The sequence below is a fragment of the Streptomyces peucetius genome, from assembly GCF_025854275.1.
Lineage (GTDB): Bacteria > Actinomycetota > Actinomycetes > Streptomycetales > Streptomycetaceae > Streptomyces > Streptomyces peucetius_A.
In genome coordinates, this window is record NZ_CP107567.1 from 1,289,325 (window position 1) to 1,302,463 (window position 13,139).

A 13,139-nucleotide genomic window follows, 5' to 3' on the forward strand; every position below is an offset into this window, starting at 1 on the left:
TTCAGGCTCCCTTGGGGACGGTCGCGGTGACGCGCAGGTCGGTGCCGATGCGGTCGGTGTGGGTGACGTGGAGCCGCAACGCTCCGGTGATGGTGGTGATTCCGGCGTCGGCGAGGGCTGCGGGGCCCGCACCGAGGAGTACGGGGGCGAGGTAGCCGATGACGCGGTCGACGGCACCGGCGGCCACGAAGGAGCCGGCGAGGGTGGGGCCTCCTTCGAGGAGTACGGAGCGGACACCGCGCTCGTGGAGCGCCGCGAGCAGCGCCGGCACGGACAGCCCGCGCTCCGCACGCGGCAGCCGCAGGACCGCGGGTCCGCCGGCGTCCGGCTCCGGCGACGGCACTGCCTCTCCGGCGGCCGGGACGGGCGCGGCGGTGTCACCGTGCGCGGTGCCGGCGGCCGTGACGTACGGGACCGGCGCAGCGTCCTGCGCGACCGCGACGAGCGTCGGCGCCGCCTCGTCCAGCACCCGGGCTCCCGCCCGTACGGCGGCGGCGTCGGTGTCGATCACGACCCGCAGCGGCTGGGTGGCGCCCTCGATGCCCCGGACCGCCAGGTGCGGGTCGTCGGCGCGCATCGTCCCGGAGCCGACCACGACCGCGTCGGACTCGGCCCGCAGCCGGTGGACGTCGGCGCGGGACTCGGGCGAGCTGATCCAGCGGCTGGTGCCGTCGGCGGCGGCGATCCGGCCGTCCAGGGTGGCGGCGTACTTCCAGGTCACGTACGGGCGGCCGAGGCGTACGGAGGTGAGCCAGGCGATGTTCCCGGCCTCTGCTTCGTCCTCCAGCAGGCCGTGCGCGACCTCGACGCCGGCGGCGCGCAGCGTGTCGGCGCCGCCGGTGGCCTGCGGGTTCGGGTCGGCGACCGCGTACAGGACGCGGGCGATCCCGGCCTCGGTCAGTGCCTGGGCGCAAGGGCCGGTGCGGCCGGTGTGGTTGCAGGGCTCGAGGGTGACGTACGCGGTGCCGCCGCGGGCGAGTACTCCGGCCGCGCGCAGGGCGTGGATCTCGGCGTGCGGTCCGCCGGCACGCTCGTGGTAGCCCTCGCCGACCACGTGTCCCGAGGCATCCGTGATGACGCACCCGACGACCGGGTTGGGGCTGGTGGAGCCGAGTCCGCGGGCGGCGAGCTCGATCGCTCGGCGCATGGCGTCCGTGTCGGCTGCGGTGGCCACCGGGTTCTCCTGCCTCTTCGGGCACGGACTCCGGGGCCTGTCGGTACGACAGAGAACGGGAACGGCACCAGGGGAACGCCGAGGCCGGATCGACGGTCGCCGGATGGTGCACGGCGATCGACAGACGGCCGACGCACCTCACGGTGACACCCGCCGCGCACTGCCTCCCATCCGGACTTTAACCGTCGGTCCAGGAATTTCACCTGGTCAACCGGCCGCTGGCTGCGGACGGGTCGCGGACTGTAACCGCCGGTTCGGAATTGCACCGACCCCGGAGTGCGCTGCTGCTGATACAGGGACAGTGTGCCACGGGATGCACTGAGCCATGCGGGTGACTGCTGTGGACTGGCTCACATCCGCGCACGCGGTGTCACCCGGCGTCACATTTCCTCGGGATGGTCCAGACCTATTGACCACACTGGTCTAGTCCTTTTAATGTCTGCGACACCTCCGCGGACCAGGCCCGCCGGTGTGCGCACACCAGGGCCAACCCCTCTTCTCCACCAGCCAGTTGTGCGAGGCCCACGCCCCCTGCGCGCCTGGCCGGCGAACAGGGGATCCCCACCAGGAGGAACTGATCGTGCAGTCCCCCACCCGTACCAGAGCCGGAGCATCGCTGCTCGCAGCCGCCGCGGCCGCCGCGGCGATGCTGGCGGGCATGCTCTCGCCCGGCGTCTCCCACGCCGCGTCCCAGGAGTCCTGCCGCCCCGACGGGCTCTACGCCACGCCAGGTGTCGACGTCCCCTACTGCTCGGTCTACGACACCGAGGGCCGCGAGAAGATGGGCGCGGACCACCAGCGCCGGGTGATCGGCTACTTCACCGGCTGGCGCACCGGCAAGGACGGCACCCCCGCCTACCTCGCCTCCGACGTCCCGTGGGACAAGGTCACCCACATCAACTACGCCTTCGGGCACATCGACTCGGCCAACAAGCTCTCCGTCGGAACCGACAGCGCCGCCAACGCCGCGACGGGCATGACCTGGCCGGGCGTCGCCGGCGCCGAGATGGACCCCGCACTGCCGTACCAGGGCCACTTCAACCTGCTCAACAAGTTCAAGAAGCAGCACCCGGACGTCAAGACGCTGATCTCCGTCGGCGGCTGGGCGGAGACCGGCGGCTACTTCGACGACAACGGCGAGCGGGTGGACTCCGGCGGCTTCTACACGATGGCCACCAACGCCAACGGCTCGGTCAACCAGGCGGGCATCGACACGTTCGCCGACTCGGCCGTCGCCTTCATCAAGAAGTACGGCTTCAACGGCGTCGACATCGACTACGAGTACCCGACCTCGATGAAGGACGCCGGCCACCCGGCCGACTTCCCGGTCTCCAACGCCCGCCGGGCCGGCCTCAACAAGGGCTACGCGGCGCTGATGAAGACCCTGCGCGAGAAGCTCGACCGGGCCGGGGCCGCCGACGGCAGGCACTACCTGCTCACCGTCGCGGCACCCTCCTCCGGCTATCTGCTGCGCGGCATGGAGACCTTCCAGGTCCAGAAGTACCTGGACTACGTCAACATCATGTCCTACGACCTGCACGGCGCCTGGAACGAGTACGTCGGCCCGAACGCCTCGCTCTTCGACGACGGCAGGGACGCCGAGCTGGCGGCGGCGAACGTCTACGGCAGCGCGCAGTACGGCGGCATCGGCTACCTCAACACCGACTGGGCCTACCACTACTTCCGGGGCTCCATGCCGGCCGGCCGCATCAACATCGGCCTGCCGTACTACACCCGCGGCCACAAGAACGTGCAGGGCGGCACGGACGGCCTGTGGGGCAGGGCCGCCGCGACCTCCTGCCCGGCCGGCTCGGGTCTGACCAAGTGCGGCGACGGCGCCGTCGGCGTCGACAACCTGTGGCACGACAAGGACGACAACGGGGCCGAGTCCCCGGCGGGCTCCAACCCGATGTGGCACGCCAAGAACCTGGAGAAGGGGATCGTCGGCGACTACGTCACGCAGTACGGCTTCCCCGCGGACACCCGGCTGACCGGCACCTACGTGCGCAAGTACGACTCCACGCTCGTCGCGCCCTGGCTGTGGAACGCCGAGAAGAAGGTCTTCCTCTCCACCGAGGACGAGCAGTCGGTGGCCGCGAAGGCGGACTACGTGGTCGACCGCGGCATCGGCGGCACCATGGTCTGGGAGCTCGCGGGCGACTACGACTGGAACGCCGCGAAGGGCCAGTACGAGATCGGCGACACGCTGACGACCGCGATGTACGAGAAGTTCAAGGCGGCCGCCCCCTACGGCGCGAAGAAGAGCAACACGGCGCTGCCCACCGAGGCGGTGGACATCGCCGTGGACTTCACCGAGTTCAAGCTGGGCGACTCCAACTACCCGATCACGCCCAGGCTGAGGATCACCAACAACACCGCGGCCACGCTGCCCGGCGGCACGGAGTTCCGGTTCGACTACGCGACCGCGGCCCCGGCCAACGCCTCCGACCAGTCGGGCTTCGGCACCAAGGTGATCAGGAGCGATCACACGGGCGACAACATCGGTGGCCTGCGGGGCGACTTCCACCGGGTGTCGCTGAAGCTTCCGGCATGGCAGTCGCTGGCCCCGGGCGCGACCGTGGACCTCTCGTTCAACTACTACCTGCCGGTCTCGACCCCGTCGAACTGGACGGTGAACATCGGCGGCACGACGTACGCCCTCGCCGGCGACCTCGCCCGGGGCACGACGGTGGTCGAGCTGGGCGACGGAGGCACGGGTCCGGGCCCGGACCCGTCGCCCTCGCCGGGCGACTGCACCGCGCCGGCGTGGGACGCGGCGTCCGCCTACGGCGGCGGGTCCACCGTGTCCCACAACTCCCGCCAGTGGAAGTCCAAGTGGTGGACGAAGGGCGAGGAGCCCGGTATGACCGGCGAGTGGGGTGTCTGGCAGGACCTCGGCGCCTGCTGATCCCCTCGTGCGACAGCCCGGCGGCGGTCACCGGCCCTTGCCGCCGCCGGGCCCCCGGGCGGACGCCGATGCCCCGGCGCGGCGCCGCCCGCGGGTCACCCGGAGGCGGCGCGGCACCGCAGTACGAGAACCGCGATGTCGTCGGTGCGGTGCCGCCGTCCGTCGGGCGCCTCACGCAGGAGGGCGTCGACCAGCCGGCCGAGATCCGGCTCGTCCGCCCGGGTCAGCTTCGCCGCGAGACGTGCGACGGACACGTCCAGGTCGACACCGGGTGTCTCGACGAGTCCGTCGGTGTAGAAGACGAGCGTCCGGCCCTCCGTGAGCGGGATCTCGGTGACGGGATACGTCGCGTCGGGGACGACGCCGAGCAGCGGCCCCGCCGGCACCGGAATCGGGTGCGTACGACGGTCGGGGTGGCGCAACAGCGGCGGCGGGTGGCCCGCGTTGGCCAGCCTCACGCAGCCGCGTGCGAGATCGATGTGGGCGTAGAGGCAGCTGCTGAACAGGCCGGTGTCGAGGTCGGTGAGGAGCCCGTTGATCCCGGACAGCACCTCGTCGGGGTGCGCGCCGAGCCCCGAGTAGGCATGGACGGCGGTACGGACCTGCCCCATCAGCGCGGCGGCTTCCACGTTGTGGCCCTGGACGTCCCCGATGACGGCCGCGGCGGCCGTGTCGCCCAGCGGAATCAGGTCGTAGAAGTCCCCGCCGATGTCCATGCCGCGCGTGGCGGGCAGATAGCGCGCCGCGACGTCCAGCCCGTCGATCGCGGGCAGACTGTGCGGCAGCAGGGCCTGCTGCAGGCCGTGGGCGAGCTGGTGTTTCGCGTCGTACAGGCGGGCGCGGTCGAATGCCTGGGCGATGAGTCCCGCGAGTGAGGCCATGACGGCGCGCTCTTCCGCCGAGAACGCATGGGGACGGTCATAGGTCAGCACGCAGCAGCCCACGGGACGGCCGGAGACGATCAGCGGCAGGAAGGCCCAGGCCTGCTTTCCGCTCACCTGCGGCGCCTCGGGATAGTCCTCGGCCATCTCGGCCGGAAAGGCGAAGAACAAGGGGATACCGGTGGCCAGCACCTGCCCGGCCGGAGTGAACCGGGTGTCGATCGGCAGGCCGTCCAGACGCTCGACGACCGATGCCGGGTATCCGCGGTGTCCCATGATCTTCAGCCGGCCGGCCTCGGCGGCGGACAGGACCAGGCCCTGCGCGCCGAACGCTGGCATGATCTGGTCGGCCACCAGGTCGACGACATCCTGCACCCCGATGACCTCGGTCAGCGCGGCGGCGAGATGCAGCAGCTGGTAGAGCTGCCCCGGCCGGGCGGGGGCGGACGCGGCCATGGACGGCACGGCCGGTGCGGGCGCCGCGGGCGGCTCGGCGCCGCTGGGCACGATGCGGACGCTGATGCCGCTCGCATCGGGGTAGAGGTGGAAGGACAACCACTGGTCCGGCGGCCGGCAGGCCGTGAAGGACACCGGCCGGCGGCTGAGCACGGCCGCGCGGTAACGGTCCTCGTACGCGGGATCGTCCAGCCAGGGCAGCGACTGCCACGGCCGGGTGCCCAGTAGTTGTCCGGCACTGCGGCCCAGCAGCTCGGCACCGCCGGAAGTGACGAACGAGAGGCGACCGTCGAGGTCGAGCGCACAGGAACCGCCGGGCAGGCGCTCCGCGAAGTCGGCGGCGGCCGACGGCGGCTGCGCGTCCCGCCGACCGGTCTCGACCGGCAGCACCCGCGGCCGCTCCCCGCACGTGTACGGGCGGCCGGACTCGGCTGCCTCGTCCAGCAGCAGGGCGAGGCGACGGCACTGCGTGGCGACATGTGCCCGCTCACGCCCGGTCATGCGGTTGCGGTGCCCGGCCGGCCACATCAGCAGCAGCGCTCCCCAGCGCCGGACCCCGGTGACGGGCGCGGCGGCGAGCGCCAGCGGGAAGGGCAGCGCCACGGCGCTGCGCGGATAGGAACGGGCCAGCTCCTCGTGGCTGCCCACCCAGACCAGTCGGTCGTCGCGGACCGAGTCGGCCACCGGGGCCGGTGCGGTGATCGCGATCCTGCTCCACGGCTCGGCGAATCCGGCCGGGACGCCGCACACCACGTCCAGGCACAGCAACTGCTCGTCCGGCGTCAGCAGGAAGAGCCCACCGATCCCCGCACCGGTCCGGCGCACCGTCTCCACCAGCGCGTTGCCCAGGACGTCCGCGTCGGTCGCTGATCCACCCGGCCTGGTCATGTCACAGGACACCTCCGGCGTCAGGAGTTCAGACGGCCGTCCGGGCGCCGGCCGGCCGGCGGGAACGTTCCGCACGGCTCGTCCGGTCCACTCCTAGAGGACGTTACGCCCACAGGACCGCCCACGCCCGGTACGGACGGCGCCGGGTCCCCTGCCCCGCTCGCGCCAGGGTCTTTCGTTCGAATCAGGCCGGCCCGGCAATCCGAACGAGAGGCCCTAGGGGAACAGCTCGCCTCTCGCCGCCTCCCCGGCCGCCAGCAGCGCGCCGCTCAGGACCGCCGCGCCTCCGAGCGTGCCCGCCCGCACCTGGGTCCGCAGCGGCGACAGGCCGGCGACCTTGGCCTCGACACGCGCGGCCAGCGACGCGCCGCCCGCGTGACCGGTCTCGCCGCCGAGCACGACGCAGCCGGGGTCGAGGACGGCGGCGACTGCGGCCACGGCGAGAGCCAGGCGGCCGGCGAGGGCGTCGAGGAAGTCGTCGCGGTCCTCGGCGACGGCCGCCTCGACGACGTCCGCCACGGTCGCACCGGCGATCTCGTACTGCTCCCCCAGCTCACGGATCGCCGCCGAGCCGGCCAGTGAGTGGAAGCCGCCGTCGCAGTCGACGGCGGAGGGTGTGCCGGCCGTACCCGGCACAGGGAGGAAGCCGATCTCGCCCGCGCCGCCGGAGGCCCCTCTGCGCAGCCGGCCGTCGAGGACGAGGCCCGCGCCGACTCCGTGGCCCAGCCAGAGGAAGACGAAGGAGTCACGGTCGCTCGCGGCACCGAGGCGCTGTTCGGCGACGGCCGCGAGGTTGGTCTCGTTCTCGACGATGATCCGGGCGGACAGCCGCTCCTGGAGGGCCGCCACGAGCATGCGGTGCCAGGCCGGCAGACCGGTGGTGGCGCGGAGTTCGCCGGTGGACGGGTCGATGAGGCCGGGCGCGCCTATGCAGACGGTGTGCAGGGTGGCGGCCCCGGCGCCCTCGGCGGTGCGCTCCACGAGGGCGGCGGCGCGCTCCACGGCCGGTCCGGGCTCGGCGGCGTCGCCGATCGGCAGGGACGCCTCGGCGAGGCGCCTGCCGAGCAGGTCCGCGACGACGACGGAAACGCTGTCGGTGCGTACGTCGAGCGCGGCGAGGTGCGAGCGGTCGGCGACGATCCCGTACAGCCGGGCGTTCGGGCCCCGGCGGTCGGCGCCCGCCTCGCCGACCACCCTGATGAGCCCGGACGCCTGGAGCCGCTCCACCAGGTCGGCGACGGTGGGCCGGGAGAGGCCGGTCAGGGTCTTCAGCCGGCCGGCCGTCAACGGGCCCTGCTGCTGGAGGAGTTCCAGGGCGAGCCGGTCGTTGAGGGCCCGGGCGGTGCTCGGGGATGCGGGCATGCCGGAATCCTTCCAGATGGAATATCAGCTATTTATCAGGCAGGGTTCCTGATAGTTTACGCTTCACGTTCTCGGGGAGGGGTGTCCGCATGTCCAGCGAATCGACGGTCGGGTTCCGGCAACTGAGGCGCGCCCGCTTCGCCGTGGCCGCCGTCTTCTGTGTGCACGGCGCGGTGACCGGCAGCTTCGCGACCCGCATCCCGTGGATCCAGGACCATGCCGGGGTGAGCGCCGGCCAACTCGGCCTCGCCCTCGCCTTCCCGGCGCTCGGCGCCTCCGTGGCGATGCCGCTGGCCGGAGCCGTCAGCCATCGTTTCGGCACTCGTACGGCACTGCGCGGCCTTCTCGCACTGTGGACCCTGAGCCTGATCCTGCCGGCGTTCGCACCGAACCTGCTCACCCTCTGCGGTGCGCTCTTCGTCTACGGGGCGACCTCCGGCATGTCCGACGTGGCGATGAACGCCCTGGGTGTGGAGATCGAGAACCGTCTCGACCGGTCGATCATGTCCGGGCTGCACGGCATGTGGAGCGCGGGCGCCCTCATCGGCTCGGCGGGCGGCACGATCGCCGCACACCTGGGCAGCGACGCCCGGTGGCACCACACCCTGGCGGCCCTGACGCTCACCGCTCTCGGTCTGGCCGCCTGCCAGGGCGTACTGGACGTACGCGGCTCCGCCGAGGTGGAGCCGCCGCCCCGGTTCGCGCTGCCTCCGAAGTCGGCGCTGCTCATCGGCGCGGTCGGTTTCTGCGCGGTGTTCGCGGAGGGAGCGAGCCTGGACTGGTCGGCCGTCTACCTGCGGGACGTGCTGGACACCTCGCCGGGGCTCGCGGCCGCCTCGACCACGGCGTTCGCGCTGACGATGGCCGTGGCCCGGTTCGCCGGCGACCGGATCGTGGACCGGTACGGCCCGGTGCGGACCGTGCGGACCGGCGGCGTGCTGGCGACGCTCGGCGGCCTGCTGGTCGTGCTCGCCCCGCACCCGGCGCTCGCCATGTCCGGCTTCGCGCTCATCGGTCTGGGTGTCGCCGTGGTCGTGCCGCTCGCCTTCGCGGCGGCCGGGCGCAGCGGGCCGAACCCGAGCCAGGCGATCGCCGGTGTCGCCACGATCACCTACACGTCCGGCCTGATCGCCCCGTCGGCGATCGGCGCGGTCGCCGACGCGACCAGCCTGATGATGTCGTTCGGCCTGGTGACGGTGCTCGCGGTGGGCCTCGTGCTGGGCGCCGGTGTGCTGCGCTCGGCCGGACGGGAGAGCCTGAAGGTCGCCTCGTCGGCCCCGGCGGTGCAGGACCCCCGCCTCTGAACCGCCCGCTCCGGGAGACGGGGCGCGGGACAGGGGCTCGCGGAGGGCGGCCAACGCCCGCACGGCATTGCCGTGCAGCCCTCCACGACCCTGCCGTGCGGGGCACAGCCCGGCCGGACCGCGCGCGGCGGGAGCGGTGGGACCTGCGCCTTACCATTGACGCCGATCGTTGACGACTGAATGAAGTGGAGCGGCCCGTGAACCTCGGCGTGCGCTGGACCCTGCACGGCGACGGGCGGACCCCCGCTCCCGGTGCCGTCGTGCGACCCGACGAGCGGCTGTCCTGGCCGCGTACCGCAGGCCTCGGCGCCCAGCACGTGGTCGCGATGTTCGGAGCGAGCTTCGTCGCACCGGTGCTCATGGGACTCGACCCGAACCTCGCGATCATGATGTCCGGCATCGCGACCGTGATCTTCCTGCTGGCCACCCGCGGCAAGGTGCCCAGCTATCTCGGCTGCTCGCTCTCGTTCGTCGGTGTGGCCGCCACCATCCGGGCCACCGGCGGCGACAGCGCCACCGTGACCGGCGCGGTGCTGGTCGTCGGCGCCGCGCTCTTCGTCGCGGGCCTGGCCGTGCGGCGGTTCGGGGCGCGGGTCATCCACGCCACGATGCCGCCGATCGTCACCGGCGCGGTGGTCATGCTGATCGGCTTCAACCTCGCCCCGGTGACCGCTTCGACGTACTGGCCGCAGGACCAGTGGACCGCCCTGCTGGTGATGCTCTTCACCGGGCTCGCGGTGGTCTGCCTGCGCGGCTTCTTCTCCCGTATCGCGATCTTCCTCGGCCTGATCTTCGGTTACGCCCTCTCCTGGGGGCTGGACCGGATCTTCGGGAAGATCCACTCCCCGGCGGGCGGCGCGGAGGCCGTGGATCACTGGCGGCTCGACCTGTCGGGTGTCGGGCAGGCGGACTGGATCGGCCTGCCGTCCTTCCACGCCCCGAGCTTCGAGTGGTCGGCGATCCTGGTCGCCCTGCCCGTGGTCATCGCGCTCATCGCCGAGAACGCCGGACATGTGAAGGCGGTCGGCGAGATGACCGGCGATCCGCTCGACGGCAAGCTGGGCACCGCGATCGCCGCCGACGGCGCCGCGTCCATGCTGTCCACCGCCGTCGGCGGTCCCCCCAACACCACGTACTCCGAGAACATCGGCGTCATGGCCGCGACCCGTGTCTACTCCACGGCCGCCTACTGGGCAGCCGCCGCCTTCGCCCTGCTGTTCGGCCTGTGCCCGAAGTTCGGGGCGGTCGTGGCCGCCGTCCCCGGCGGTGTGCTCGGCGGCATCACCGTGATCCTCTACGGCATGATCGGGCTGCTCGGCGCGCAGATCTGGATCAACGCGAAGGTGGATCTGCGCAATCCGCTGAACCTGGTGCCGGCCGCCGCGGGCATCATCATCGGGGTGGGCGGCGTCAGCCTGAAGGTCACCGACAACTTCGAGCTCGGCGGTATCGCCCTCGGCACCCTCGTCGTCATCACCGGCTACCACGTGCTGCGCGCCTTCGCGCCCGCGCACATGAAGGAGCGGATGCGGGAGGAAGAGCCCCTGCTGGACTCCGGCACCTCCTCGTACGACGCGGGGACCGGCGACGAGAAGGCCGGCCGGTCCGGGACCGAGGGCCGCGTCTCCGGCCGGTAGGCGCTGCAAAAACGTCCCTCTTTCCGGGGAAGCCCCGGCCCGTCACCGCGCCGGGGCTCCCGGGGCTGGCACCCTTCCCCCATGGCGCAGACGGAACAGTTCGCGGTGCGTACGGTCCACGGCCCGTCAGAGCTCCACCACGCGGCCGGTACGCCGGTCGGCGTCGTGGTGGAGCGGATGCACGCCCTGCACGCCGAACTGCCCCCGGGGGACGGGCTCGCGGTGTTCAACCGCGTCTACCTCGCGGTCACGGAGGAGTTCGCCCGGCACCTCGACGGCGGGCACTTCCCGGACCGGCGCGCCGCCACGGCGCTCGGTGTGCTCTTCGCCGGCCGCTACCTGGCGGCCGTGGAGACTGCGGCGGCGGGCGGCCGTCCGCCCGCCTGCTGGCGGCCCCTGTTCCAGTACCGGCGCCATCCCGGCGTACGGCCGCTGCAGTTCGCGCTCGCCGGGATCAACGCCCACATCGGGCACGACCTGGCCCTCGCCGTCGTGGACACCTGCCGTACGCTCGACTGCGAACCCGCCTGCCTGGAGGCCGGTTTCGAACGGGTCGGCGACATCCTCGTGCTGCTGGAGGAACGCATCCGCGAGGACCTGATGCCCGGCCCGGACCTGCTCGAGATCGCCGATCCGCTGACCCATCTGGTCGGCTCCTGGAGCCTCGAGCGGGCACGCGACGGCGCCTGGTCGGCGGCGCGGCTGCTGTGGAGGCTGCGGGACGCCCCCGGCCTGGCCGAGGAGTTCACCGAGCGCCTGGACACGAGCGTCGGGCTGGTCGGGCGCTGTCTGCTCACGCCCTGCCGGTGAACTCCCCGCTGCCGTAGCTCAGTCCTCCGGCAGCTCGACCGGTGCGATCTCGTCGTACAGGTCGCCCGGGCCCGGGTTCGTCGGGTCGGTCGTGCCGCCGAAGTGGGCCATCACGCCCCATACGGCGTTGAGCGCGGTCTGCACGGCGCCCTCGGCCCAGCCCGCCGTCCACGAGATGTCGTCGCCGGCCAGGAAGATGCCCCGCTTGTCCTCGGGCAGCCGGTCCTGCATGAAGTGGGTGAACAGCCGGCGCTGGTAGCGGTAGTGACCGGGCAGGTTGGCCTTGAACGCGCCCATGAAGTACGGCTCGTTCTCCCACGACACGGTCACCGGGTTGCCGATGATGTGGCTGCGGATGTCGACGTTCGGGTAGATCTCGCCGAGCGACTTGAGCATGACCTCCATCCGCTCGTTCGCGGACAGCGGCAGCCACTTCAGGCTGTCGTCGCACCACGTGTACGAGAGGCAGATGACGGCCGGTGCGTCGGGCCCGTTGTCCAGCAGGTACGTACCGCGGGTCATCCGGTCGGTCAGCGTCATCGACATGGTGTCGCGCCCGGTGACCTCGTCCTTGTCCAGCCAGAACGGCCGGTCCACCGGCACGAACAGCTTGGACGACTCCATGTAGTGGGTGCGCTCCATCGCCGTCCAGTGGTCGATGGGGAAGAGGGAGTCGTCGCACGCGATCTTGGACAGCAGCATCCACGACTGCGCGGTGAAGATCGCCGCCCGGTACGTGCGGATGTCGCCGGACGCGTCGGTGACGGTGATCCGGTTGCCGGCCGTGCGGTTCAGCCGGGTGACGGCCGGGCGCGGCTCGCCGTCGTGCAGCGAGGACAGCGAGGTGCCCAGCGGCCAGTGGACGATCTTCTGCGGCTCGCGCTCCCACAGCCGCAGCGGCAGCTGCTGGCTTCCCTCGACGATGCCGCGGTGGTGGTCGTCGGCCTCGGAGTAGACGACCCGCAGGATCTCCAGGATGGAGTTGGGGAAGTCGGTGTCCCAGCCGCCGGTACCGAAGCCGACCTGGCCGAAGATCTCCCGGTGCCGGAAGGACTTGAAGGCCTCGGAGTCGCAGAGGAAGCCGTAGAAGGTCTGGTTGTCCAGCTTCTCGACCAGCCTGGCCCAGATCTCGCGGATACGCGGAACGTCCCGCTCCCGCATGGCCTGGTTCATGTCGGAGAAGTCGGCGCCCTCCTCCAGGCATGCGTTCCACGCGTCCATCACATCGCGGTAGACCTGCGGCAGGTCGTCGATGGTCTCCGCGTAGTGCGACTCGCCCTTGAGGTCGACGACGGTCGACGGCGTCGAGGGGGCGAGCGGGTTGGGGAACGGCGCCGTGGTCAGGCCCACCAGGTCGATGTAGTGCTGGAGCGCCGTGGAGGAGGGCGGAAAGCGCATCGCGCCCATCTCGGCGGTGAGCCCGTCCGTGCCGGTGCCCTCGAAGCCGACGGTGCGCAGCCGGCCGCCGATCCGGTCGGCCTCGTAGACGACGGGCTTCAGGCCCATCTTCATCAGCTCGTACGCGGCGACGATGCCGGAGAGGCCGCCGCCGATGACGGCGACCTCGGCGCCGTGCTCGGTCGCCGGTATCTGTCCCAGACCAGCGGGGTTGGCCAGATAGTCGTCGTAGGCGTACGGGAAGTCCGGACCGAACATGGTGATCGGGGGCTGCGCGTCGCTGTGCTGGACGGCGGTGGTGGGCACCGTGGACGTCATGGG

The 13,139-nt window shown here is 72.0% G+C and carries 8 protein-coding genes and 1 riboswitch; of the genes, 4 read left to right on the forward strand and 4 right to left on the reverse strand.

The annotated features are described in order from the left end of the window. Nucleotide 1: 1 nt before the first annotated feature. Nucleotides 2-1,174: a bifunctional diaminohydroxyphosphoribosylaminopyrimidine deaminase/5-amino-6-(5-phosphoribosylamino)uracil reductase RibD gene (ribD, locus tag OGH68_RS05920; RefSeq protein WP_264242253.1), complete on the reverse strand. Its 1,173-nt coding sequence runs from the start codon at nucleotides 1,172-1,174 to the stop codon at nucleotides 2-4. A 153-nt stretch (nucleotides 1,175-1,327) separates the two neighbouring features. Further along, nucleotides 1,328-1,458, reverse strand: a riboswitch (FMN riboswitch). Nucleotides 1,459-1,754: 296 nt separating this feature from the next. On the opposite strand from ribD, the gene OGH68_RS05925 reads away from it, so the two are divergent. Next, entirely contained in the window at nucleotides 1,755-4,082 is a 2,328-nt protein-coding gene (locus tag OGH68_RS05925) for a chitinase C-terminal domain-containing protein (RefSeq protein ID WP_264242254.1), read from the forward strand. A 95-nt stretch (nucleotides 4,083-4,177) separates the two neighbouring features. Here the strand turns inward: OGH68_RS05925 and OGH68_RS05930 are convergent, their stop codons facing one another. Beyond that, on the reverse strand, nucleotides 4,178-6,307 hold the full coding sequence (locus OGH68_RS05930) for a SpoIIE family protein phosphatase (protein ID WP_264242255.1): 2,130 nt from the start codon (nucleotides 6,305-6,307) through the stop codon (nucleotides 4,178-4,180). A gap of 216 nt (nucleotides 6,308-6,523) precedes the next feature. Beyond that, nucleotides 6,524-7,669 carry an ROK family transcriptional regulator gene (locus OGH68_RS05935; RefSeq protein WP_264242256.1) on the reverse strand — a complete coding sequence of 382 codons (1,146 nt, stop codon included), beginning with the start codon at nucleotides 7,667-7,669 and terminating at the stop codon, nucleotides 6,524-6,526. 89 nt (nucleotides 7,670-7,758) lie between these two features. Between OGH68_RS05935 and OGH68_RS05940 the strand changes: the two genes are divergently transcribed. From OGH68_RS05940 to OGH68_RS05950, 3 genes are all read left to right on the forward strand, one after another. Continuing rightward, on the forward strand, nucleotides 7,759-8,973 hold the full coding sequence (locus tag OGH68_RS05940) for an MFS transporter (protein ID WP_264242257.1): 1,215 nt from the start codon (nucleotides 7,759-7,761) through the stop codon (nucleotides 8,971-8,973). A 197-nt stretch (nucleotides 8,974-9,170) separates the two neighbouring features. Next, the gene (locus OGH68_RS05945) at nucleotides 9,171-10,610 is read left to right on the forward strand and encodes a uracil-xanthine permease family protein (RefSeq protein ID WP_264242258.1); all 1,440 of its coding nucleotides are present in this window, start codon (nucleotides 9,171-9,173) and stop codon (nucleotides 10,608-10,610) included. 81 nt (nucleotides 10,611-10,691) lie between these two features. Then, entirely contained in the window at nucleotides 10,692-11,420 is a 729-nt protein-coding gene (locus OGH68_RS05950) for a DUF5995 family protein (RefSeq protein ID WP_264242259.1), read from the forward strand. 18 nt (nucleotides 11,421-11,438) lie between these two features. On the opposite strand, the gene OGH68_RS05955 is transcribed toward OGH68_RS05950, so the two are convergent. After that, on the reverse strand, nucleotides 11,439-13,136 hold the full coding sequence (locus tag OGH68_RS05955; protein WP_264242260.1) for a flavin monoamine oxidase family protein: 1,698 nt from the start codon (nucleotides 13,134-13,136) through the stop codon (nucleotides 11,439-11,441). Nucleotides 13,137-13,139 lie beyond the last annotated feature (3 nt).